This is a genomic window from Nocardiopsis eucommiae (assembly GCF_965344335.1).
GTDB lineage: Bacteria > Actinomycetota > Actinomycetes > Streptosporangiales > Streptosporangiaceae > Nocardiopsis > Nocardiopsis eucommiae.
Genome location: NZ_CBDRIY010000002.1, coordinates 108,759 through 131,800 on the forward strand (window position 1 = coordinate 108,759; position 23,042 = coordinate 131,800).

General features: G+C 69.7%; 22 protein-coding genes and 1 tRNA gene. 12 read left to right on the top strand and 11 right to left on the bottom strand.

The genetic code is table 11. From position 1 onward, the window contains the following. On the bottom strand, window positions 1–735 hold the full coding sequence (locus ACRWK8_RS02000; protein WP_431867957.1) for an XRE family transcriptional regulator: 735 nt from the start codon (window positions 733–735) through the stop codon (window positions 1–3). A gap of 920 nt (window positions 736–1,655) precedes the next feature. Here ACRWK8_RS02000 and ACRWK8_RS02005 point away from each other — a divergent pair. Together ACRWK8_RS02005 and ACRWK8_RS02010 are read left to right on the top strand one after the other, a co-directional pair. Then, window positions 1,656–2,141, top strand: coding sequence for a GntR family transcriptional regulator (locus ACRWK8_RS02005; RefSeq protein ID WP_431867959.1), 486 nt, complete (start codon window positions 1,656–1,658; stop codon window positions 2,139–2,141). A gap of 10 nt (window positions 2,142–2,151) precedes the next feature. Next, entirely contained in the window at window positions 2,152–2,703 is a 552-nt protein-coding gene (locus ACRWK8_RS02010; protein WP_431867961.1) for an HD domain-containing protein, read from the top strand. Window positions 2,704–2,707: 4 nt separating this feature from the next. On the opposite strand, the gene ACRWK8_RS02015 is transcribed toward ACRWK8_RS02010, so the two are convergent. Beyond that, the gene (locus tag ACRWK8_RS02015) at window positions 2,708–3,181 is read right to left on the bottom strand and encodes an NUDIX hydrolase (protein ID WP_431867963.1); all 474 of its coding nucleotides are present in this window, start codon (window positions 3,179–3,181) and stop codon (window positions 2,708–2,710) included. 14 nt (window positions 3,182–3,195) lie between these two features. Continuing rightward, window positions 3,196–3,933 carry a DUF5919 domain-containing protein gene (locus ACRWK8_RS02020; protein ID WP_431867965.1) on the bottom strand — a complete coding sequence of 246 codons (738 nt, stop codon included), beginning with the start codon at window positions 3,931–3,933 and terminating at the stop codon, window positions 3,196–3,198. Between the two features lie 289 nt (window positions 3,934–4,222). Between ACRWK8_RS02020 and ACRWK8_RS02025 the strand changes: the two genes are divergently transcribed. The 3 genes from ACRWK8_RS02025 to ACRWK8_RS02035 all read left to right on the top strand — a co-directional run bounded on the left by ACRWK8_RS02025 (window position 4,223) and on the right by ACRWK8_RS02035 (window position 6,414). Further along, window positions 4,223–4,627 (top strand): plasmid replication, integration and excision activator, encoded by a 405-nt coding sequence (locus tag ACRWK8_RS02025; protein ID WP_431867967.1) that lies wholly within the window; start codon window positions 4,223–4,225, stop codon window positions 4,625–4,627. Window positions 4,628–4,723: 96 nt separating this feature from the next. Then, the gene (locus tag ACRWK8_RS02030) at window positions 4,724–4,984 is read left to right on the top strand and encodes a hypothetical protein (RefSeq protein ID WP_431867969.1); all 261 of its coding nucleotides are present in this window, start codon (window positions 4,724–4,726) and stop codon (window positions 4,982–4,984) included. Further along, complete coding sequence (locus ACRWK8_RS02035) at window positions 4,984–6,414, top strand: type IV secretory system conjugative DNA transfer family protein (protein ID WP_431867971.1); 1,431 nt, start codon at window positions 4,984–4,986, stop codon at window positions 6,412–6,414. Before ACRWK8_RS02030 ends, ACRWK8_RS02035 begins: the two co-directional genes overlap by 1 nt. Here the strand turns inward: ACRWK8_RS02035 and ACRWK8_RS02040 are convergent. Continuing rightward, complete coding sequence (locus ACRWK8_RS02040) at window positions 6,375–6,608, bottom strand: hypothetical protein (protein WP_431867973.1); 234 nt, start codon at window positions 6,606–6,608, stop codon at window positions 6,375–6,377. The genes ACRWK8_RS02035 and ACRWK8_RS02040 overlap by 40 nt on opposite strands. Before the next feature lie 41 nt (window positions 6,609–6,649). On the opposite strand from ACRWK8_RS02040, the gene ACRWK8_RS02045 reads away from it, so the two are divergent. From ACRWK8_RS02045 to ACRWK8_RS02055, 3 genes are read left to right on the top strand one after another with little or no spacing between them, the layout of a single operon-like run. After that, window positions 6,650–8,335, top strand: coding sequence for a replication initiator (locus ACRWK8_RS02045; protein WP_431867975.1), 1,686 nt, complete (start codon window positions 6,650–6,652; stop codon window positions 8,333–8,335). Beyond that, complete coding sequence (locus ACRWK8_RS02050) at window positions 8,332–8,538, top strand: helix-turn-helix transcriptional regulator (RefSeq protein WP_431867977.1); 207 nt, start codon at window positions 8,332–8,334, stop codon at window positions 8,536–8,538. Before ACRWK8_RS02045 ends, ACRWK8_RS02050 begins: the two co-directional genes overlap by 4 nt. Before the next feature lie 30 nt (window positions 8,539–8,568). Beyond that, window positions 8,569–9,768 carry a tyrosine-type recombinase/integrase gene (locus tag ACRWK8_RS02055; RefSeq protein ID WP_431867979.1) on the top strand — a complete coding sequence of 400 codons (1,200 nt, stop codon included), beginning with the start codon at window positions 8,569–8,571 and terminating at the stop codon, window positions 9,766–9,768. 150 nt (window positions 9,769–9,918) lie between these two features. Here ACRWK8_RS02055 and ACRWK8_RS02060 read toward each other — a convergent pair. Both ACRWK8_RS02060 and ACRWK8_RS02065 read right to left on the bottom strand, forming a co-directional pair. Further along, window positions 9,919–9,994 (bottom strand) — tRNA-Arg (locus tag ACRWK8_RS02060). A gap of 147 nt (window positions 9,995–10,141) precedes the next feature. Continuing rightward, complete coding sequence (locus ACRWK8_RS02065) at window positions 10,142–11,392, bottom strand: aspartate aminotransferase family protein (RefSeq protein WP_378735546.1); 1,251 nt, start codon at window positions 11,390–11,392, stop codon at window positions 10,142–10,144. Between the two features lie 160 nt (window positions 11,393–11,552). Between ACRWK8_RS02065 and ACRWK8_RS02070 the strand changes: the two genes are divergently transcribed. Then, the gene (locus ACRWK8_RS02070) at window positions 11,553–13,019 is read left to right on the top strand and encodes an NAD-dependent succinate-semialdehyde dehydrogenase (protein ID WP_378735544.1); all 1,467 of its coding nucleotides are present in this window, start codon (window positions 11,553–11,555) and stop codon (window positions 13,017–13,019) included. Window positions 13,020–13,071: 52 nt separating this feature from the next. On the opposite strand, the gene ACRWK8_RS02075 is transcribed toward ACRWK8_RS02070, so the two are convergent. The 4 genes from ACRWK8_RS02075 to ACRWK8_RS02090 all read right to left on the bottom strand — a co-directional run bounded on the left by ACRWK8_RS02075 (window position 13,072) and on the right by ACRWK8_RS02090 (window position 16,026). Beyond that, window positions 13,072–13,740, bottom strand: coding sequence for a GntR family transcriptional regulator (locus tag ACRWK8_RS02075; protein WP_378735542.1), 669 nt, complete (start codon window positions 13,738–13,740; stop codon window positions 13,072–13,074). A gap of 48 nt (window positions 13,741–13,788) precedes the next feature. Further along, on the bottom strand, window positions 13,789–14,538 hold the full coding sequence (locus tag ACRWK8_RS02080; RefSeq protein WP_378735540.1) for a maleate cis-trans isomerase family protein: 750 nt from the start codon (window positions 14,536–14,538) through the stop codon (window positions 13,789–13,791). Window positions 14,539–14,575: 37 nt separating this feature from the next. Further along, the gene (locus ACRWK8_RS02085; RefSeq protein WP_378735538.1) at window positions 14,576–15,445 is read right to left on the bottom strand and encodes a maleate cis-trans isomerase family protein; all 870 of its coding nucleotides are present in this window, start codon (window positions 15,443–15,445) and stop codon (window positions 14,576–14,578) included. A gap of 98 nt (window positions 15,446–15,543) precedes the next feature. Then, window positions 15,544–16,026 carry a DUF3830 family protein gene (locus ACRWK8_RS02090; protein WP_378736174.1) on the bottom strand — a complete coding sequence of 161 codons (483 nt, stop codon included), beginning with the start codon at window positions 16,024–16,026 and terminating at the stop codon, window positions 15,544–15,546. A gap of 350 nt (window positions 16,027–16,376) precedes the next feature. Between ACRWK8_RS02090 and ACRWK8_RS02095 the strand changes: the two genes are divergently transcribed. The 3 genes from ACRWK8_RS02095 to ACRWK8_RS02105 all read left to right on the top strand — a co-directional run bounded on the left by ACRWK8_RS02095 (window position 16,377) and on the right by ACRWK8_RS02105 (window position 19,895). Beyond that, a complete protein-coding gene (locus ACRWK8_RS02095; protein ID WP_378735536.1) occupies window positions 16,377–17,408 on the top strand; it encodes a D-2-hydroxyacid dehydrogenase in 1,032 nt (343 codons plus the stop codon). Window positions 17,409–17,433: 25 nt separating this feature from the next. Then, window positions 17,434–18,963 carry an amidase gene (locus ACRWK8_RS02100; protein WP_378735534.1) on the top strand — a complete coding sequence of 510 codons (1,530 nt, stop codon included), beginning with the start codon at window positions 17,434–17,436 and terminating at the stop codon, window positions 18,961–18,963. Window positions 18,964–19,223: 260 nt separating this feature from the next. Beyond that, window positions 19,224–19,895 (top strand): response regulator, encoded by a 672-nt coding sequence (locus ACRWK8_RS02105; protein WP_378735532.1) that lies wholly within the window; start codon window positions 19,224–19,226, stop codon window positions 19,893–19,895. Between the two features lies 1 nt (window position 19,896). Here the strand turns inward: ACRWK8_RS02105 and ACRWK8_RS02110 are convergent, their stop codons facing one another. After that, on the bottom strand, window positions 19,897–22,995 hold the full coding sequence (locus ACRWK8_RS02110; protein ID WP_431867983.1) for an ATP-binding protein: 3,099 nt from the start codon (window positions 22,993–22,995) through the stop codon (window positions 19,897–19,899). Between the last annotated feature and the right edge of the window lie 47 nt (window positions 22,996–23,042).

Below are 23,042 nucleotides of genomic sequence, written 5' to 3' on the forward strand. Positions count from 1 at the left end.
TCATTTTTCGGGATTCATGGTCGCCTGCCATACTTTCTCAAAGCTTCTCAAGTAGGTTTCGTACAACGATGATTGCTGGAGTCGATCGATTTCCATAACGGGAGACTCTGCCGCTGGAAGCCCATAGACGTGTTGATTCACGATCAATCTCCCTTCTGTGAGATAGACGGAATTATAGAGAGTGGTGGAGTGGGTGCGAAGTTCTACTCCGTCGATTTCGATAAGCTTTCGGAAGAGCAGAAGCGCGTTTTCAGCTCTAGATGCAAGGATCTCACCTATTTTCTCCTCCTGCCCGCGTTGCCTCACCCGCTGTGATCCAGGATCTCCAAGGACTATGCGGATGCTTACGCCACTATTCGCGCGGTCCTCTAAAAGCTTCAAGATTCCTGCATCGTCGGCTAGGAATAGGCCGCTATAGACCAGGATCCCAATCTCCTGTTCCGCTTCGCTGAAAAGGTCGTACCAGACTTGCCGCGGAACTTGCCAGCGGTGCGCGTAGACACGGTGGGCGTGCTCGGAGATTGGGGGACTGTCCTCGGTTGTCTGGCTCTGCTCCGGCCAGAGGCTCCCCTCGTCTGACCTGAGCAGGTCGGCCAGTGCCCAACGGTGCCGGGGGTAGGGGCGTTGGCCGGAGAGCCAGCGGCGGACGGTCTTGGGGTCCACGTCGAGGTGTGCGGCTACGTCGGTCTCGGTGAGTTGGGACGCGGTCAGTGCCTTGCGCAGTGCAACGTTCACGGCGGTGCCCTCCGGGGTACGGGAACCTGACGATAACAGAAGACGTCCCTAGACGTCCCTCCAGTTGTCCAATACGTGGTACACATGTCCGCTCACTCAGAGCATCGTTTCCGCATGGAAGAGGGCTCCGGCACATCCTGCGATCTCGCCGCGAGCTTCACCTGACCTGAAGAGAGGTGACCATGCGGAACCTGATCCCACGCAGTCGGGAGCGAAGGCCTACGACACTGCGGGCCGTGCGGCCTGAACCGTGCAAGCCACTGCCGTTCACCCCGCCCCCTCCGGCTCACCCCGTCGCGCCCCTGGCCTGTGTGGTTCGGCCCTACGTCCTGCATGCCGAGAAGCATCGTGTGGTGGAACTGGTTGACCAATCCTGGCTTGGGCTGGAACTGCTGCTGGAAATCTCTCGCACGGAGGTGATGGCGTCATGACGGCTGAGGAACGCCCCACGACGCTGTTGCTCCTTCTCCAACGTCAGTTCGCGCGGGAGTGGACGATCCGCCGCAATGGCGGGTTGTGGGTGGCGACCACGAGAGATCCCGAGTGCACACATGCACCCACGTTGATCGAAGAGGACGTGGAGACCTTCGCCCACCAACTCATGCATCCACCAAGCGGCATCGGTCGCTCGCGTGGTTCGGAAGATCAGGTCACCGAAAGCCGGTTCCGTCCCGACCTCTCCGGCGGAGGGCTGGAGGGGGCAGGGCCGACCGTGGGCCGATAACGCTGTCTTCGCCTGATGCTGACCGAGGGGAAGGCTCTCGGGCCTGGTCGGCATCGGCGGGCGTACATGCGAGATGTACAACAGGACGTCATGTACATGTCCCAGCCATACTGGCGGTATCGCTTTGCCAACCCACTTGGCCAAGTGAGTTGTCTAGACGTCGTTTTGCCCACCTGTTCGTTCTGGAGGAACCCGTTTGAGCCCGCGTACCCCGTGGGGGACCTACCACCAGATCGCAGACGCCCTGCGATCCCGCATCACCAGCGGGGACCTGACTCCAGGTGACGCGCTCCCGTCCGAGGCCGCTCTCGGCCAGGAGTTCGGGGTGGCTCGCACGACGGTGCGTCGGGCTCTGGCTGAACTGAAGTCGGAGCGTCTGATCAAGGCTCTGCCGGGTACAGGTCGCGTGGTCTGTACTCCCCAGGAACGGGAAGCGGCCCTGGAGGACGGGCCTCCTCCCGCGCAGTACCGACGCATCGCCGCCGCACTCCGGAAACAGATCACCAGCGGCGAGCTGGCCCCTGGTGCCGGGCTCCCGAGTGAGGCGGCGTTGGTGCGTCAGTACGGGGTCTCGCGGGGGACGGCTCGTCAGGCGCTCTCTGAGCTGGAGGGGACCGGGCTCGTGGTCGCCGTACACGGTAAGGGCAGGTTCGTCGCTGGGGACGGAGAGGGCTCCCGCTAGCCTGGTGCATGTGGGACATGTTCACTGGGCGCGGGATCTCGCGCGAGAACTGCTCGAAGGACCGCTTCCCCGTCGCTGGGCGCACTCCCAGGGGGTAGCCGAACGGGCGTGGTCCCTGCGCGCGGTGCTCGGCGAACATGCCGACTTGGTGGAGTCCTCCGCCTGGCTGCACGACATCGGGTACACACCCGACCTGGCCACCACGGGCTTTCACCCGCTCGACGGTGCCCGGTACCTGCGCGACGTCCAGGAGGCGGACGAGACCTTGGTGTCCCTGGTGGCCTACCACTCCTGCGCGGTGGTGGAAGCCGAGGAACGGGGGCTGGTGGACGTGCTCAAGGGCGAGTTCGCTCCGCCCCGGGATGATCTGCTGGACGCACTCACCTACTCGGACATGACCACCGGCCCGGACGGGAACCACTTGGCGGTGGAGCGCCGGTTGTCGGAGATCCTGAACCGCTACCCGCCCGAGCACCTGGTGCACCGGTCCATCTCCCGGTCCTCACCACTGCTGACGGCCTCGGTGCGCTCGGTGCAACAGCGCCTGGCCGAGGTGGGCTGACCGCTCACCCGATGTGGGTGGGGCCTTCGGTGAGGAACTGGTCCACGCGTAGGCGCATGGAACGGTCCATCCGGTACCCGGCAAGCTCGGCCTTGGGCACCCACACAACTTCTTTGGACTCGTCGCTCGGGGTGGGTTCGCCGGACACCGGGCGTGCGGTGAAGACCAACGAGAACTCTTGGCGGGCCTCGCCGTCGCTGGTGTAGAAGATGATGTGCTTCGGGTCGCTGTAGATCCCGTTGATCCCGGTGATCTCGCAGTGGATGCCGGTCTCTTCCAGGGTCTCGCGTACCGCGGCTTCCGGGACGGATTCGCCCAGGTCCACCGCGCCACCGGGCACGGCCCAGTTGTTGTTGTCGCTGCGGCGGATCATCAGGACTTCGTCGTGGTCGTTGACCACAAACACGTTCACGGATGGGACGAGGCTGTTGGCGGCCGGGGCCTGGGGGTCGTTGTAGTAGTCAATCCGCTTGCCCATGCGTGCGACCTTACTCAGTCCAGCGGGGACGCGAGTTGCCAGACCTTCTCGTAGCTCTCCTGGTAGGTGCTCACCATGTCACCACCGGGGATCTTGCGCAGATGGAACACCGGGGCCTCGGACGCCATGGCGCCGTAGACATGGGTGTTGACGATCATCTGGTCGTCGGCCTGGTAGATCGAGTTGTACAGCGTCGTCCCGTGTAGGCGGAACTCGATGCCCTCGACCTGGCGAAGGCTCCGGTAGAGCACGATCACGTTCCTGATCTTGGAAGCGAACAACTCGTCCAGGCCCTCATCTCGGCCCCGTTGGGCAACCGCCTCACTGTCGGGGTCACCCAGCATGATCCGCACCCGAACACCGGCTTTGGCCTTGTCGGCCAACAGCTTGATCATGCTCGGATCGTCAGCCATGAAGAACCCACTGAACACCAAGACGGAGATCTCCTGCTCTGCCTCGGTGAACAAGCGCTTCCACAGGTCCGTGGGCACGGTCCACCGGTGTGGATAGATCTCGACGATCTCGCTTTGGGAAGCGGCCTTGTGCTGCTCGGGTGGCAGGGCCTCCGGCCACAGGTAGTTCTCCTCGACACCCAGGTACGTCGCCGCCGCGAATCGGTGCTTGCGGTAGGGGGTGCGTCCCTGGGTGATCCAGCGCTCCACGCTCTTGGCGTCCACCCCGATGTGGCGGGCGAGATCGGCGGGGGTGGCAGCACGCTGGAGCAGCGCGGCTCGCAACCTCTCGTTCGCCATGGACCTCGGAGTTCGTTCGGACGGGTGGGGACGCGCTCACAGTATCGAGACGTCCTGAACACGTCCAGCCATGTAGTGATCCCGTCCCGGCCCTGCGGGGCACAGTGGAACCGTACCGACAACCCTCCCCAGTGGGGCGAGGAGGACAACAGCAGACCACGGTGTCCGGTGATCCCTGGCCACCACCTTCGATACATGCTATACATGTATCGATTCCTTGGCTTGAGGGATCGAGAGTGATCCCAACCGAGACTCTGACCTGCATGAACTATGAGAAGAGGCTGATCAGATGGCTATTCAGGGTGCGTTGCCGGTCGCGTTCGACGTGGTCTTCCCCGCTGGTGCGTTCGCGCTGGGGGTGGAAGCGATCACGGACTTTGAGACCAAGCGTCCGCAGATGGACAAGGACTCGGGGCTGCCGTTGTGGGCGGTGGACGTGATCGACGCTGACCCCGAAGCGCGGGGCAAGGCCAAGTCGGTGAAGGTCAAGGTCGCCGCGAACGTGTGCCCCACTTTGCCGGACGAGGTTCCCGGTCTGCCGTTTCGCCCGATCGAGTTCGAAGCGATGGCGGTCATGCCCTACGTGGACGACTCGGGTCGTCGTCCCCGGGTGGCCTACTCCCTGCGGGCTCGGGGCGTGAAGACCCCCGGTTCTGCTGGCCGTGCCAAGTCGCAGGTGAAGGACGCTGCCTGACCTGGACACATGACGGGGCGGCCTGGTGCTGGAACACCTCGGCCGCCCCTTTAACCCCCTGCTGGACTGCGAAATCTCAGAAGAGGTGCCCCCAGTATGTCCCAGATTCCCGAAGACCTGTCCTGCCTGTCCGGCCCTGAGCTGGTGCGGGTGTTCCTGGCCGCCTACGACAAGCCGCGCACGACCAAGGCGGAGCGGGCGGAGTTCTTCGACTTCAAGTCCCGGATCTTCGCCGCCATCGCTGAGCGGGACGGCAACCCCGACGCGGCCCGGTTCGCTGCCTGCGCTCGTGCTGACTCCGACCTGCTCTGGGCGGAGATCGCCGCTGCTGAGGCTCTGAACTGGGGTGGCCGGTGATGATGCGCCAACCCAAGATCGGGGCCTCTCAGTCCTCCCCCACGTTGCCGACCCCGGCTCAGGGGGTTCGGTGGACGACTCCGATCGTGGAGACTCCCGGCATCGTCGTGTTGGGCTCCTGGATCTACCTGCTGGTGCGCCTGGTGGTGTCGCTGCCGTTCCGCTTCCCCGTCATGGTCACCTCGTCCACCTTCGTGGCCGCGTCCTGGTGGTTCTTCGGATGGGTCGGCCTCGCTGCCCTGGCCGGGGGCCTGGCTGTCGTCTCGTTGGTGTGGTGGCGTACCTGGCCGACCTCGTACCGGTACTGCGTCACGTGGCGGCTGCTGGCCTGGTGGCGACACCTGGTCGTGTACCGCAGGCACTGGCAACCCGTGCTGGTGATCTCCGGGTTGGCGGAGTCCTACCAGGAACGCCGCTACCTGCCCCGCATCCGCTCGGTGCGCTGCAACGACCGGGCCGACCACGTCCGCGTCTCCCTGGTCGCCGGAACCTCCCCGACCGACTTCGAACACCGTGTCATCGAGTTGGCGCACGGGTTCGCCGCACCCTCCTGCCGCGTCACCGTCAACGGGCCTCGCGACATCACCTTGGAGTTCCCTCGACACGACACCCTCGCCGAACCCCTCGACGCACTCCCAGTCCCCGAGTGCCCCGACCTGGCGGCGCTCCCGGTGGGCAAGCGTGAGGACGGCACCCTGTGGAAACTCCGCCTGCACGGAACCCACGTCTTGGTCGTCGGCGTCACCGGTGCCGGGAAGGGTTCCGTGCTGTGGTCCGCTATCCGGGCCATGCTCCCCGCCATCGCTGACGGGTCCGCGCAGGTGTGGGGGATCGACCCCAAACGCATGGAACTCGCCTACGGGAGAGAGTTGTTCTCCCGCTACGCCGACACGGGGGAATCCGCGGTGGCTCTGCTCGAACTCGCGGTGGCGCAGATGCAGGAACGCGCCGAACGGTATGCGGGTAAGCAGCGCTCGCACACTCCGACCACGGCTGATCCGTTCGTGGTCGTGGTCCTGGACGAAGTCGCGTTCCTGACCGCCTACCACCCCGACCGTGACGTCCGCCGCCGCTCGGAGAACGCCATCGCCACCCTGACCTCACAAGGACGCTCGGTCGGCTTCTGCGTCCTGGCCGCCCTCCAAGACCCCCGCAAGGAGGTCCTGAACCTGCGCAACCTCTTCCCCGACAAGATCGCCCTTCGCCTGGATGAGGCATCACAGGTGGACATGGTCCTCGGAGAAGGGGCCAGGGAACGCGGGGCTGAGGCGCACCTGATCGACCCCACCCTTCCCGGAGTGGCCTACGTCCGCCTGGAGACCTCGCCATCCCCGGTACGGGTACGGGCCGCGTTCGTCTGCGATGACGACATCACCACCATGGCTGAGAGCTACGCGGTGGGCTCTTCCTCGGGCGGTGGGACGGCCTGATGCACGCTATACCGCTTTCGATCGAACCGGTAGATCACGATGGCCATGACCAGGCACACCGACCACACCATCAAGGACGTCCCCGACATGGTGCGGTTCGTGAAGGCGGGTTCGACCAGGATCAGCGCCACGTAGAGCGCGACCATGCTGATGGTCAGGACGAGGTACCGCACCCGTGGTCTCTTGAGCTGCATGAGGTGGGGGCTCCCGCTCTGTGGTTGTGGGGGTGGCGCTGATGCCGACTCCTACCGGTAAGTCCACCCGCGCCGAACGGCTCGCGCAACCCCTGGCCCGTGAGGTGGCCGAACAGGTCGCCGCCGACCACGGCGTGTGCATCCGACCGGTCTCTCTTCGACGCATGAACATCGCGACCGGTGCCACCGAGGTGATCGACGTCCCCTGCGGCTCCACCCTGGAATCGCGGTGTCCGGCCTGCGCAAAGAGGAAACGCTCCCTGCGCCGGTCCCAGTGCGAAGAGGGCTGGCACCTGACCACCGAACCCGTCGTAGAGCCTGACCCACCCACAGAACAGCAGCAAGGCTGGGTGGAACAGCGGGCCATGGTCGCAGCCGAACGCGACAGGCTCGCCGCGACCGGGGCCGCTGAACCCGAACAACTCTCCGCCCTGGACGCTGCCATCGCGGACCTGGACGAAGAGATCACCGCCTCCGGGCTACGAGGATCGGTCACCCGCTCCGCTTCTTCCGAGTCGGGGCCGCGTCGGGTCCGCTCCACCAAACGCCGCCAAGACGCCCCCGACCTGCCCAAGCGACCCATGACCAGGAAGACGGTCGGCCGTGCGTTCACCGACCCCGGCTCCGGGAAGGTGTTCCGCCCCTCGCTGTTCCTGACCCTGACGCTGGACTCCTACGGGCGAGTGCGTTCCGATGGCACCCCTGTCGACTTCTCGACCTACGACTACCGGCGAGCCGCCCGGGACACCCTGCACTTCTCCAAGCTCGTGGACCGCTTCGTGCAGAACCTCCGCCGGGTCGCCGGATTCGACGTCCAGTACTTCGCCGCCGTCGAACCCCAACGGCGCCTGGCTCCACATCTACACATGGCCACCCGTGGAACTCTGCCCCGGGCTGAGCTACGTCAGATCGCCGCCGCGACCTACCACCAAGTCTGGTGGCCCGCCGCAGACACCGTCCGATACGAGGGCGAACACCTGCCGGTGTGGGAGGAATCCATAGGTGGCTATGTCGACATGACGACCGGGGAAGTCCTCCCGACCTGGGATGAAGCGCTGGACGAGATCGACACCGACCCCGATCCGGAACCCTTCCACGTGGTGCGGTTCGGAAAGCAGGTCGACGCCAAGGGGGTCGTGGCTGGGACCGAGGACGCCGCTCGGTGTGTGCGCTACCTGGCCAAGTACCTGACCAAGGACATCGCGGACTGCCACGCGGCCGAGACGACCCGGCAGGAACAGCACGTGGACCGGCTCATGGAAACCCTCCGCTTTGAACCCTGTTCGCCTCGGTGCTCGAACTGGCTGCGCTACGGCATCCAACCCCAAGACCCCAAAGCCGGTCAGCGCCCCGGGTTCTGCCGCTCCAAAGCCCACCGACGCGAACACCTCGGATACGCCGGACGCCGCGTCCTGGTCTCCCGGAAGTGGTCCGGCAAGACCCTCGCCGATCACAAGGCGGACCGGTTGGCCTGGGTCCTGGACACCCTCGGAGTCGACCCCACCAACGAGGACCAGGGCGAGAACGAACGCCCGCGTCCTCCGGTGCTGGCCTCGGTCAACTCCGGAGACTTCGCCTGGGAACTCGCACGCCCCACCGACCCCGACGTCGCGCCCCGAGAACAACGCCTCCTGCGCGCCGTGGGCGAAGCGCTCAAACGCCGAACCCAACTCGACGCCGCACGCCAACACGACTCTTCGGCAACTGACGAAACGAGGGCCGCATGAGCACCGCGACCACCCCCACCGGACCCCGCTCCACCTCGGAGACGGGCCTGTGGTCGGTCACCGACACCGCGTCCTACCTCCGGGTGCCCGCCAAGACCCTCTACGAGTGGCGCTACAAGGGCGACGGGCCCCCGTCCCACCGCATCGGCCGCTACGTCCGCTACGTGCCCTCAGAAGTCCTGGCGTGGGTCACCTCCCGCTGACCGCTCCCCTACCTGGAAAGGCAACCCCCGATGGCTCGTGCATGGGTCTACGACCGCACCAAGGACAAGGCGTACGTCCAAGCGGTGGAGAAGGCCAAGGAGGCCAAGCGGACCCCTCCCGCCCGGTGGATGGTCCGTTACTACGATCCGGCCGGCCGCATGAAGAGCGCCGGGACCTTCAAGAAGAAGCCGGACGCCGAGAAGAAGCAGACCGAGATCGAGAACAGCCTGCACGAAGGCTCCTACCGCGACCCCTCGGCCGCGAAGGTCACCCTCGGGCAGATGGCTGAGAAGTGGCTGAGCACCCGGACCGACATCAAACGGTCCACCTGGTGGAAGTACCGTTCTCTGCTTGACTCGCACGTCCTCCCCCGCTGGGCGGATCTCCCGCTCTCGGCAATCCACGGGGAGGACGTCGCCGTGTGGGTGGCCGGGCTCCAGAAGCCGCGGGAACAGGGCGGCGCGAACCTCGGGGCCTCGCAGACCAGACGGGCGCACGGGGTGCTGTCGATGGTCTTGCAGTGGTGCGTGCCCCGGCGGCTGTCCGCCAATCCGGCGCGGGGCGTTCCCCTCCCGAAGTCCTCCGAAGCCGAACACGTCTACCTCGACCACGCCCAGGTGGAGGCACTGGCCAACGCGGCCGGTTCACTGCGCACCCGCTACGACCAGGCCACGGCGACCGCGCACGTCAACCGGCAGTTGATCATGCTCCTCGCCTACACGGGGCTGCGCTGGAACGAGGCCGCCGCGTTGCGCGTGGGTCGGGTGGACCTGGTCGGACGGCGTATCCGGGTGGTGACAGCTTTCGCTGAGGTGGAGGGGGAACTCATCGAACAGCTTCCCAAATCGGGGAAGTTCCGCACGGTGCCCCTGCTGCCGTTCCTGGTGGATGAACTCCGCCCGTTCGTCCAAGGGCGCGGGGAGGGCGAACTCCTGTTCACCACGCGCCGAAACGCTCCACTGCGGCTGCGCAATTGGCGGAACCGGGAGTTCGGCAAGGCAGTGAAGGCAGTCGGGCTCGACGGACGGGGACTCACTCCGCACAAGCTCCGGCACACCGCCGCGTCACTGGCGATCGCCGCCGGGGCCGACGTGAAGGTGGTGCAATCGATGCTCGGGCACGCGACTGCCACGATGACCCTGGACCGGTACGGGCACCTGTTCCCGGACCGTCTGGACGAGGTGGCCGAAGCGATGGACGCCGCACGTCTGCGGGTGCTCGCCGCCTGAGACCGCTACCGGGGACGAACCCCGGGCTCGGCCCCGGGCATGTGCACTGAATGTGCATCGCGGCCCGCACGAGGGCTCTCCGACCCCTGCCACAAAAGAAGCCGCCCGAGCTGTTTTACCAGTTCGGGCGGCTTCTCCACTGTCTCAAGGTGGTGCACTCGGGAGGACTCGAACCCCCAACCTTCTGATCCGTAGTCAGATGCTCTATCCATTGAGCTACGAGTGCAGGTCTTCAGTTGTGTGTCGCCCGGTTGAGCTGGGCTCTCCCTTGCGACGTCTCCGACTCTATCACGGTGTTGGAGTGCGTTCGCGCCGTTTTCCGGTGTGACGCGGGCCATGGGGCGCCGACGCGGCGGTCGGCGCCCCACAGGGCCTAGACGCTCTCCTCCACGGAGGCGGCCCACAGCTCGAGGGCCGTGTCGATCTGCTCGCCGTTGACCACCAGGGCCGGGATGAACCGGACCACGTTGCCCGCCGGGCCGCAGGTGAGCAGCAGCAGGCCGTTCTGGGCGGCGGCCTGCTGGGCGCGCTGCGCGGCGGCGCCGTCCGGGCTGCCGTCCTCCTTGACGAACTCGTTGGCCCGCATCAGGCCGCGGCCACGGACGTCACCGATGCCCGGGTGCGCCTCCGCGATCTTGACCAGGCCCTGCTGGAGCCGCTCGCCCTGGCGGGCGGCGTTCTCCACCAGGTTCTCCTCCTGGATGACGTCCAGGGTGGCCAGGGCGGCCGCGCAGGAGACCGCGTTGCCGCCGTAGGTGCCGCCCTGGGAGCCCGGCCAGGCCCTCTGCATGATCGCGGCCGGGGCGGCGATCGCGGACAGCGGGAAGCCGCTGGCCAGGCCCTTCGCGGTGATGACGATGTCCGGGCGGATCCCCGAGGGCTCGTGGCCCCAGAACGTGCCCGTACGACCGAAACCGGTCTGGACCTCGTCCACGACCAGGAGGAACCCGTGCTTGTCGGCGCGCTCCCGCAGCCCCTGGAGGAAGGCGTCCGGGACGGGCACGTAGCCCCCCTCACCGAGGACGGGCTCGATGAACACGGCGGCGGTGTCCTGGGGGGACGTCACCGTCGCGAACTGGTAGTCGAGCTCCCGCAGAGCGTGGGCGACCGCGTCCTCCTCGGACAGGCCGAGGCGGTACGCGTACGGGAAGGGCGAGACCACCACACCGGGGGCCAGCGGACCGATGCCCGCGCGGATCTTCACCCCGGACGTGGTGAGGGAGGCGGCACCCATGGTGCGCCCGTGGAAGGAGCCCTGGAAGACCACGGCGTTCTGACGGCCGGTGGCCTGGCGGGCCAGGCGCAGCGCGGCCTCCACGGCCTCGCTCCCGGAGTTCACGTAGAACAGGCGGTCGATGCCCTCGGGCAGGACCTCCCCGAGGCGTTCGGTGAGTCGCAGCAGGGGCCGGTGCATCACGGTGGTGTACTGGCCGTGGATCAGTGTCGCGACCTGCTCCTGGGCGGCGGCGACCACCTTGGGGTGGCAGTGCCCGGTGCTGGTCACGCCGATCCCGGCGGTGAAGTCGAGGAAACGACGGTCGTCCTCGTCGTAGATGTAGACACCCTCGCCTCGCGCCGCGACGACCGGGGTCGCCTGCTTGAGAACCGGGGAGAGCTCCGCCATGCGGTGGCCTCAATTCCTTGTGTCGAGTTCCGTAGGATTGTTGACAATCGACGCTGCTATGGAAACATCCGGGGCGCGGCGGTGTCCAGCGGACGCACGTCGGGCAGTTCTGACCACAGGCCGCCCCAAGCCGGGTCGGCCCGTCGACGGAGGAGAGAACATGTCGGATCGCGAAGCACGGGTCGTCGCACAGGTGGACAAGAGGCTCCACCTCGGCGGAAAGTGGCGGGACGCCTCCTCCGGCGCGACCTTCCCGGTCGAGGACCCGTCCACCCGCAAGGTGCTGTGCGACGTCGCCGACGCGGGCCGCGAGGACGCCATGGAGGCCCTGGACGCGGCCGAGCGGGCACAGCCGGGGTGGGCCAGGGTGGCGCCCCGCGAGCGCGGCGAGATCCTCCACAGGAGCTTCCAGCTGCTCATGGAGCGGCAGGAGGAGCTCGCCGTCCTCATGACCCTGGAGATGGGCAAGCCGCTGGCCGAGGCGCGCGGGGAGATCGCCTACGCCGCCGAGTTCTTCCGCTGGTTCTCCGAGGAGGCCGTGCGGATCGAGGGCGGGTTCGCCACCTCGCCGGACGGGAAGTCCCGCTTCCTGATCATGCGCCAGCCGGTGGGCCCCTGCATGCTCATCACCCCCTGGAACTTCCCCATGGCGATGGGCACCCGCAAGATCGGGCCGGCCATCGCCTCCGGGTGCACCATGATCCTCAAGCCCGCGCACCAGACGCCGCTCTCCGCGCTCGCGCTGGCCGGGATCCTCACGGAGGCGGGGCTGCCGGAGGGCGTGCTGAGCGTGCTGCCCACCACGAACCCCGGGGCGATCACCGAGCCCCTGCTGGCGGACGGCCGCATCCGCAAGCTGTCGTTCACCGGGTCCACCGCCGTGGGCCGCAAGCTCCTGGAGCAGAGCGCGCCGCAGGTTCTGCGCACCTCCATGGAGCTGGGCGGGAACGCGCCCTTCCTGGTGTTCGACGACGCCGACCTGGACGCGGCCGTGGACGGGGCGATGCTCGCGAAGATGCGCAACATCGGGGAGGCCTGCACCGCGGCCAACCGGATCTACGCGCAGTCCGGGATCGCGGAGGAGTTCTCCCGGCGCCTGAGCGAGCGCATGGGCGCGCTCCGGCTGGGCCGGGGCCTGGACGACGGCGCGGACGTGGGCCCGCTGATCGACGACAAGGCGCGGGACAAGGTCCAGGGGCTCGTGGACGACGCCGTGCGGCGGGGCGCGCGCGTGCTGGTCGGCGGCGGCGCCGGTGAGGGGCCGGGACACTTCTACCAGCCGACCGTGCTGGCCGACGTCCCGTTCGCGGCCGAGCTGTCCACCACGGAGATCTTCGGCCCGGTGGCTCCGGTGCTGACCTTCGAGACGGAGGAGGAGGCGGTCCGAGCCGCCAACGACACCGAGTTCGGCCTGGTCAGCTACTTGTACACCCGGGACCTGAACCGGGCCATGCGGGTCAGTGAGGCCCTGGAGACCGGCATGGTCGGCCTCAACCAGGGCGTGGTGTCCAACCCGGCGGCGCCGTTCGGCGGGGTCAAGCACTCGGGCCTGGGCCGCGAGGGCGGCCGCGTGGGCATCGACGAGTTCCTGGACACCAAGTACGTGGGGATCGGCGGGCTCGACTGATCCCGGCGGAGGCGCCTCGGGTGGCGGGAACGCCGCCCGGGGCGGTCTCCGATCAGGTGCCGGTCTCCGCGTTGATCCGCGCGACGGTGTCGGTCATGTGCGACTCGATGAGCGTGAGGAGCCGTTCCTCCTCGCCGTCCACGATCGCGTCCAGGATGCGGCGGTGCTCGTCCAGGAGCTCCTGGGGTTCGGGGTAGACGGCCTGCATCACGGTCAGGCACATGCGGGTCTCCACCAGGAGGGTCTGGGCCATGCGTTCCAGGCGCGAGTTCCCCGAGCAGCTGACCAGGGTCCGGTGGAACTCCTGGTCGGCGTCGCTCATCGCGGTCCGGTCGGCGCTGGCGGCGGCCTCGGCCAGCCGGTCCACGGCCGGGGTGAGGCGGGCCAGGGCCTCCCCCCGGTTGCCCCGCATGATCAACTCGCAGGCGGTCCGCTCCACCGCGAGCCGGGCCACGTAGACGTCCCGGACGTCGTCCGGGGTCAGCTCGCGCACGAACAGGCCCCTGTGCCGTTCACTGCGGAGCAGACCCTCCTGGACCAGGCGCTGCATGGCCTCGCGGAGGGGCCCCCGGCTCACGCCCAGCCGCCCCGCCAGCTCGGCCTCACCGAGCTGGTCCCCGGGCGCGAGGGAGCCGTACATGATCGCTGATCTCAGCTGGTCGGCGATCAGCTCGGCGGTGGACCGCCTGGGTACGGGTCTGAGCTGGCCGGGGGCTGGCATGGCATTCCTTTCAAAGGTGACGAAACGGGCGTGGGTAGGCCCCCGAGGCTATTCGGCCTCGAAGGCGCTCCGGACCACGGAGGCCCCGGACCGGAAGAGCGTCCCCGGACCGGACCGCGCCTCACACTGACCGGCGAGCCGGATGCCCTCCCAGATGCTGACCTGGTTGGCGGTGAGCACCGTCTTGCCCAGCAGCGCCTCCATCGGTTCGATGAGGTCGGCGCTGTGCAGGGCGGTGTCCGGGACCAGGACCGCCTCGGCCCTGGGGTGGTCGTTGGAGATGACGAAGTCGAGTGCGTCGTCGGGGTCGAGGTGGCCGACCTCCGCGGCCGTGGCGATGCCGTGGCTGGCCATGGACATCACGGTCACCCCCGCGTCGTTCAGGAACTCCACGAAGCGCAGGGCGACGTCGTCGGGGTAGGTGGCGGCGATGGCGACCCGGGACGCGCGCAGCTGGCTCAGGGCGTGCACGAACGCGAAGGACGTGCTGGAGGTCGGGACCCCCGTCACCTCCCGCACCCCCTGCACCTGGCGCCGCGCGCCCTCCCAGCCGAACACGAAGCTGCCGCTCGTGCAGGCCCAGACGGCGGAGTCGACTCCCATCGTGGTGAGCTCCTGCGCGCCCTTGGCGAGGACGCCCTCGCTGCCCACGTCCAGCAGGGCGTCCACACGGTGGGCGTCCTCGCGCATGAGCGTGTGCACCACGGGGAGCTCGATCCCCCCGCCGAGCAGGCCGGCGAAGGTTCCGTAGTCGTCCTCGGCGCTGTGACCGGGATAGAGGATTCCTACTCGGGTCATGGTTCTCCTTGGCTCTCGGGCGCCCTCCGGGCGGTGGTCACACGGCGCTGGGGGCCGTCGCGTCGATCAGCCGTTGTCCGTGGGCCACGGCCCGGTGGTCGGCGGTCCGGAGCAGGTCCCACATGGTGACCTGGTTGGCCGCGATCACCGGTTTGCCCAGCTCACGTTCGAGGGGCGCGATGATGTCGTAGGTGAGGACGTTGGTGCAGCTGATGAACACCGCCTGCGCGTCGGGACGGTCCACCTCGTGCACCGCGCGGGCGACCTCGGCGTAGGTGACCCTCCAGATGTGGCTGAGCAGGCCGAGGCCCACGCTGGAGGTGACCCCCACGTCGTGCTCCTCCAGGTAGTCGAGGAGCCGGTCGGTGACGGTGTCCACGTACGGGGTGACCACCGCGATCCGGCCGACGTCCAGGGCTCGCAGCGCGCGGATCAGCGCGCCCGAGGTGGTGACGGCGGCGGGGGCTCCCGCGTCCCGCATGGTTCTTCGGAGCTCACGCTCGCCCTCCGCGCCGTGGACGAAGCTGCCCGAGGCGCAGGCGTAGCCGACCGCGAGGGGTTCGGGGGCCATCAGGGCGCGGACCGCCTTGGTCACGCCCTTCCTCTTGCTGAGGGCGGCGGCCTGGTGGACCGTCACCGGGATGCGTACGAACGGCAGGCGGGTGATGAGCAACGAGACGTCGTCCGGCGTCCAGCGCCACAGTTCGCGGTCGAGCGCGAAGTCGTAGGGCGCGACGACGCCGACCCCGGCCTGCCAGGGGGTCAGTGTGGCCGCCGACAGTTCGACGACGTCGTGCGCCGCGGGTTGCTCGGGCAGGGCCGGATGTCCCAGGAACAGGCCGCCCGTGGCGGGGATCTCGGGTTCGGGGCCGTCCTCGTGGTCCGGTCGGTTTCCCTCGGTCCGCATCGGTCACTCACCTCCCAGTGCTGGTCCCGTTTCCGCCGGGCGCGGCCGGTGCCGCCCCGGTCCCGTCCCCTCGGGACGGGCTTCTCCGTCCGGGCGGGTCAGCGTTCGAGCCGTTCGAACAGGAGGCGCTCACCGACGCTGCCGGAGCGCCAGACGTCGTTGCAGGCCTCGGCCATGGCGGGCAGGTTCTCCACGACGGTGGCGAACACGTTGCCGGGGACCCAGCCCACGTCTCCGTTGAGCAGCAGGTTGTTGCGCCCGTAGAAGAGGGCGAGGTCGATGACGCCGGGCAGGTGCTCGATGCCCTTGTCCTCCTTGAAGGTGCGGTCGAGCATGCCCTCGTCGAAGGAGAAGTAGACGAGGTCACCGGGGATCGGTGTGACGGTGGGGTTCTCCTGGCCCGGTTCGGGGTCGGCGAACCTCGGCACCATCGTGTAGACCTCGTTGCGCGCGTACTTGGCGTGCTGGACGGCGTCCCCCTGCGGGAGGGCGTTCCACACCGCCTCGCAGGTGCGGGGCGCGTCCTGGTCGAGCAGTTCCGCCACGCAGGAGACCCCGCGGCTGGCAAGGGTGACGGTCATGAGTCTGGGCAAGTGGTGTCCCTCCGACGGTGCTTTCGCGGTGTACCTCGTTCGGTGCCCTTCGGTCCGTTGTGAACTGTTGATTGTCGACAATCTTACGATCTACCTACCAAGATCGGCAATAGGCACCGGGACGTGCGGGTATGTCGGGAGCGTCGGTGCGGGTGGACGACACTCCGGACGGGCGCTGGGGGACTCCGCGAGACACGCCCCATAGGCCCGAAACAGCCGTTTTGTGGATTGTTGACAATCCTATGTCGGCTCCCTAGCGTTTCCCGTGCAGGGCGGAAACACCCCTCCGACGACAGGATCGGCACGTCAGAACACCGTCGCAACCGGAAAGCGCGCCCGTGAACAGTTCCACCACCCACCCGTCCGTGCCCGAACGTCCCCGACTCGTCGTGCTCCGCGGTGCGGACCTTCCACCCGGACACGAGCGCATCGACGACCACCCGGGACTCGGCGAGGTCGTCTACGCCACCGCCGACGAACTCCCGGCCAGCCTGCCCGGCGCGGACGTCCTGCTCGTGTGGGACCTGTTCACCGAGGCGCTGTCCGACTCCTGGTCCAAGGCCGACTCCCTGAAGTGGGTGCACGCGGCCACCACCGGAGTGGACAACCTGATGTTCCCCGGGCTGGTCGAGAGCGACGTCCTCGTCACCAACTCGCGCGGCGTGTTCGACGAGCACATCGCGGAGTACGTGCTGGGCCTGGTCATCTCCTTCGCCAAGGACTTCCACGGCACCTGGGACCTCCAGCGCGAACGCCGGTGGCGGCACCGCGAGACAGAGCGGGTGGCGGGTCGGCGCGCCCTCGTCGTCGGCACCGGACCCATCGGCCGCGCGATCGCCCGCAAGCTCACGGCGATGGGCATGGAGGTCCACGGCTCGGGCAGCCACGCACGCGACGGCGACCCCGACTTCGGGTCCGTGGTGGAGTCCAGCCTGGCCGAACGCGGCACCGACGGCGGACGCACCCTGTTCGGCGAGCTCACCGAGGCCGACTACGTGATCGTCGCCGCGCCGCTCACCGAGTCCACCCGGGGCCTGGTCGACCGGACCTTCCTCGACCTGATGAAACCCACCGCGCGGCTGATCAACATCGCGCGCGGCCCCATCGTCGTCCAGTCCGACCTGGTCGTCGCCCTGGACCGGGGCGTGATCGCCGGCGCGGCACTGGACGTCTTCGAACGGGAACCGCTCAAGGCCATCAACCCGCTCTGGGGGCTGCCCGGCTCCGTCGTGTCGCCGCACATGTCCGGTGACGTCGTCGGCTGGCGGGAGGACCTGGTGGAGCTGTTCCTGGACAACCTCGCCCGTTACCTGGACGGGCGGGGACCGCGCAACGCCGTGGACAAGAGCCGGGGCTACGTACCCGGCTGACCCCCGCGTGACTTGGGAGGCTGATGTGACGATCCGTTCCGACCGGGCCGGGACCGATGACGCTGGTGCGGCCGCCGGTGCGGCCGAAGGCTCCGCCGGGGCCGCCCCGGGGGCCGCGCGCGGCGTCCCGACGGCGCGCGCGGGTCAGCCCGTGACACCGGCCGACCTGTCCGCCGAGGAGCTCCTCCGCGCCTACTCCAGCGGGGAGCTCTCCCCGGTGGAGGCGGTGGACTCGGTCCTCGAACGCATCGAGCAGGACAACCCCGCTCTGAACGCGTTCTGCCTGGTCCGCCCCGAGGAGGCGCGCGAGGCGGCACGCGCCTCCGCCGAGCGGTGGCGGCGCGGAGAACCCGAGGGCCGGTTGGACGGGGTGCCCGCCTCGGTCAAGGACATCCACCTGACCAAGGGGTGGCCCACCCTCAAGGGGTCGGTCACCTCCTCGCAGGAGGGTCCGTGGGACGAGGACTCCCCGGTGGTGGCGCGGATGCGCGAGCAGGGGGCGGTGTTCGTCGGCAAGACCACCACCCCCGAGCTGGCCTGGAAGGGCGTCACCGACAACCCGCTCACCGGCATCACGCGCAACCCGTGGGACCTGTCCACCACGCCCGGCGGCTCCAGCGGGGGTTCGGCGGCGGCGGTGGCGGCCGGGATGGGCCCGTTGTCCACCGGGACGGACGGGGGCGGTTCCATCCGCATCCCGGCGAGCTTCACCGGCATCTGCGGGATCAAGCCCACCTGGGGCCTGGTGCCGCACTTCCCGGCGAGCCCGTTCGGGTCGCTGGCGCACACCGGCCCGATGACCAGGACCGTGGGCGACATGGCGCTCATGCTGGACGTCGTCTCCGGGTTCGACTCCCGGGACTGGATGGCCATGCCCACGCCGGGTCCCGGCCTCGCCGAGGCGGGGCGCGGCACCGACCCGGAGGAGCTGGTCCGGGGGCTGCGGATCGCCTACAGCCCCACCCTGGGCGGGCAGAGCGTGGATCCGGAGGTGGCCCGCGCGGTCGCTGAGGCGGTGCGCGTGTTCGCGTCGCTGGGCGCCGACGTGGAGGAGGCCGACCCCGACCTTCCGGACTCCCTGGAGGAGTTCCACGTGCTCTGGTACTCGGGCGCCGCCAAGGCCACCGACCGGCTCAGCGACCGGGACCGGGACCTCCAGGACCCGGGGCTGCGGGAGATCATCGAGGAGGGCAATACCTACTCGGCGCAGGACTACCTGACGGCCATGGCGCTGCGGATGGCGATGGGTGCCCGGATGGGGCGCTTCCACGAGACCTACGACCTCCTGCTGACGCCCACCATGCCGATCGTGGCCTTCGAGGCCGGGCTGGAGTCGCCGCCGGAGCTGTCCGGGAAGCGGTGGACCTCCTGGGCCGGGTTCAGCTACCCGTTCAACATGACCCAGCAGCCCGCCGCGAGCATCCCCTGCGGGTTCAGCGGGTCCGGGCTGCCGATCGGCCTCCAGGTGGTGGGCCCCCGGCACTCCGACGAGCGCGTGCTCCGGGCCTGCCGCGCCTTCGAGCTCGCGCGCCCCTGGGCGGGTCGACGGCCGTGACGTGCGGGCTCCGGGCCCCGGGCGCGGGGGCCCGGGGCCCGGAGCCGGGTGACGAGATGGTGACGATGCGGCGACGGTGGCCACACCAGCACCGGCCGTGATCTGGCGCTTTGCCCCCAGGGTCAGTCCTTTGTCCGTTTCCGGGACCTTCGCCCGGGGAGTTCGGTGCCTTAAGACCCCCGCCGCACCCCCCGCAGGCGTTAACGTCTTCCTCGGAGTGGTGTCATGCGCGTACGGACACGAGACGAGGGAGGTCCGCGATGATCGACGGTGGAGCCGAGGGTGCCCGGAAGCCGATCAGGGTCTTCCTCGTCGACGACCACGAGGTGGTCCGGCGCGGTGTGGCCTCGCTGCTGGAGACCGAGGACGACATGACCGTCGTGGGTGAGGCCGGGACCGCCGAACAGGCGCTGTCGCGTATCCCCGTGGTCCTGCCCGACGTCGCCGTGCTCGACGTGCGTCTGCCGGGCGGCTCCGGGGTGCAGGTGTGCCGGGAGATCCGGTCCGACCACCCCCAGATCGCCTGCCTGATGCTCACGTCCTTCGCGGACGAGGACGCCCTGTACGACGCCGTCATGGCCGGGGCCGCCGGGTACGTGCTCAAGCAGATCCACGGCGCCGACCTGGTCGGCGCGGTGCGCACGGTCGCCGCGGGCGGCTCCCTGCTGGACTCGGGCAGCACCGGCGCGATGCTGGAGCGGCTGCGCGGCGCCCAGGCCGAGCCGGACCCGCTGGCGGAGCTGACCCCGCAGGAGCGTCAGATCCTCGACCTCATCGGTGAGGGCATGACCAACCGGCAGATCGGTGAGCGGCTGTACCTGGCCGAGAAGACCGTCAAGAACTACGTCTCGGCGCTGCTGGCGAAGCTGGACCTCAAGCGGCGGACCCAGGCGGCGGTGCTCGTCGCGGAGCTGCGCGGCCGCCGCTACTGACTCAGCCGTTCCGCCCGGCGGCGAAGGCCGCCGCGAACCCCCGCTCACCGAGCGCCGAACGCGCCCTGGCGGTGGCGCGGTCGACGTCGCCCCGCTCTCCCGGGGGCAGCGGGGCGCCCACCGACGCGCGGAGCGCGGCCGCGTTCCCCAGCAGGGTCGCCGCGCGTACGTGCTCCCCGGCGAGGGCGTACGCGCCCGCCAGTCCCTCCAGGGCGAGCGCCACCGACCTCGGGTCTCCCATGGTCCGCGCGCTGGCCTCCCCCTGCCGGTGCAGGGTGAGGGCGGTCTCGGCGTCACCGCGCAGCTCGGCCACGAAGCCGAGTTCCGCGAGGATCAGCGCCACCCCCGGTTCCCCCTCCCTGCTGCGGTTCCACTCCAGCCAGTGGTCGAGGTGCCGTTCGGCGTCGTCGAGCCGCCCCCGCCGCCGCGCCGCGAAGGCCAGGCCCATCTCCGCGAACTGCTCCTCCTGTCTGCTGGTCCGCTCCGCCGCGATCCGCCGTGCCCGTTCGTGCAGCTCGTCGGCCTCCTCCAGGTCCCCGGCGAGCAGGGCCAACCGCCCCAGGGCCGCCAGCCGGTAGGAGACCTCGGGCCAGAGCCCGAGTTCCTCGGCGTCGCGGAGCCCGTCCCGCCGCAGCCGGGCGGCCTCGGTGTAGTCTCCGGCGATCTCGGCCAGGTCGGCCAGGACCGCGGTGCTCCGCAGCCGTCCCCAGCCGTCACCGATCTCCTCGAACAGTGCCAGGCTCCGCGTACCGGCCCTCCGGGCGGCCTCGATGTCCCCGCGCAGGAGCGCGGGCGAGGCCAGCGTGACGAGCGCGGCCGCCACTCCCCAGCGGTCGTCCTCGGCGCGGGACTCGGCCAGCGCCGCCAGCACCCGTTCCTCACGGATGCGCTGCTCCCCGTAGCCGTACTGGGCGTAGGCCATGAACCACCTCGCCCGCGCGGCCCGCACCCCGTGGGCGTCGAACCGTTCCAGCACCTCGCGGGAGCGGCCGACGGGGTCCACGTCGTCACCGAGCAGCATCCCGATGCCGGTCCGCCAGGCCGTCGTCTCCACCCTGAGCGGGTCGTCGTCGCGCACCTCGGAGCCGCCGCGCCCGTGGGAGAGCGCGAGGGTCAGCGACCTCCGCGCCTCACCGAGACGGCCCCGGAGGAACCAGTACCAGACCAGGGCGTTGGCCAGCCTCAGGCCGTCGCGCGAGCCACCCGCGTGCTGGAGGGCGGCACGGAGGTTGCCCGCCTCCGCGTCCAGCCGCGCCAGCCAGTCGCGCTGGTCGCGCCCCCGCAGGTCGGCGCGTTCCGCGAGGCCGAGGTAGTGGGCGAGGTGCCGGTCGCGCACGCGCTCCAGCTCCCCTGCGGCCACCATGCGCTCGACGCAGTAGGCCGCCACCGACTCCAGCAGCCGGTAGCGCCCGTCCCGGTGCACGACCAGCGAGCGGTCCACCAGTCTTCCCAGCAGCTCCAGGACGTCGGCCGGGTCCACGCCCGCCCCGGAGCACAGCTCCTCGGCGGCGCTCAGCGTGCAGCCGTCGGCGTGTGCCGCCAGACGCCGCAGCACCACGCGTTCGGGGTCGGTCAGGGGCTCCCAGCTCCACTCGATCATCGCGCGCAGGGTCCGCTGTCGCGCGGGCGCGTCCCGCCTGCCCGAGGTCAGGAGCCGGAACCGGTCGTCCAGGCGCGCGGCGAGTTCGGCCACGTCCACGGACCGGACCCGGGTGGCGGCCAGTTCCAGGGCGAGCGGCACGCCGTCCAGCCGTCGGCAGATCGCCTCCACGTGGGCCCGGTTCTCCTCGGTGAGGGTGAACCGGGGTTCGGCCGCCGCCGCGCGCTCGACGAACATCCGCGACGCGCCGTCCGCGTCGAGCGGCGGGACGGTCCACAGCAGCTCTCCGGCGGTGGCGAGGCGTTCCTGGCTGGTCGCCAACACGTGCAGGCCGGGCACCGCGCCGAGGAGACCGGCGGCCACCTCCGCCGCCGCGCCCACCACGTGTTCGCAGTTGTCCAGCACGACCAGCGTCCGCCCGCCGCGCAGCGCGGCCGCCAGCCGGGCGGTCCCCGGCTCGGACGCGGAGTCCCCGTCCTGCCGTACTCCCAGGGTCGCCGCCACCGTGTCGGCCACCTCCTCGGGCCCGCTCCCGGACGGCAGACCGGCCAGCTCGACCAGCCACACCCCGTCCGTGAACCGCCCACCGAGGGTGCGGGCCACCTCCACCGCCAGCCGGGTCTTGCCCACCCCGCCCGGTCCGGTGAGCGTCACCATCCGACCGGTGCCCAGCAACGCGCGGATCTGCGTCACCGCCTCCGCCCGGCCGACCAGCTCCGTGAGACGGGCCGGGAGGTTGCCGCGTTCCGCCGTGCGGCGCGGCGCCGCACGCAACGCGGGGTCCTGCCGGAGGACGGCCGCGTGCACGGCGGTGAGTTCCGGGCCGGGGTCGACGCCGAGTTCGTCGCGCAGCCGCGCGCGGACGTCGCCGTAGCCCTCCAGGGCCTCGCTCTGCCTTCCGGAGCCGTACAGCGCGCGGATGTGGGCGGCGCGGAGCCGTTCCCGGAGCGGGTGCGCCGCGACCAGTTCGGACAGTTCGCCCGCCACCAGCCCGTGCTCCCCGAGGTCGAGGCGCGTCTCGGCCAGCTCCTCCGCCGCGACCAGCCGCAGCTCCGCCAGCCGACGGGCCTCCGCGAGGGCGAACCCCGCGTCCTCGAAGCCGGAGAACGCCTCCCCGCGCCAGAGCGCCAGGGCGTCGGCCAGCCCCTCCGCGCGCTCACGGTCGGTCAGCTTCCGCGCGTGCGCCACCGTCGCCTCGAACCGGTCCGCGTCCACCTCGTCCGCGCCGACCCTCAGCCGGTACCCGAACGGGCCGAACAGCACGGCGTCCGTGTCACCCAGCGCGCGCCGCAGCCGCGACACCTTCCCCTGCAACGCCCCGGCGGGATCGGCCGGAAGGTGCTCCCCCCAGAGGTCGTCGACGAGCCGGTCGGCCGAGACCGGTCGACCGCGATGAACCAGCAGGTCCGCCAGGAGGGCGCGGACCTTCGCCTCGGCCACCCGGACGGGCCGCTGGTCGTGGGTCCACACCGTGAGCGGACCGAGCACCCCGAAACGCATTCACGCAGACTAACCGGCCGACCGGCGGAGGGCGGGCGGGCGCCCTC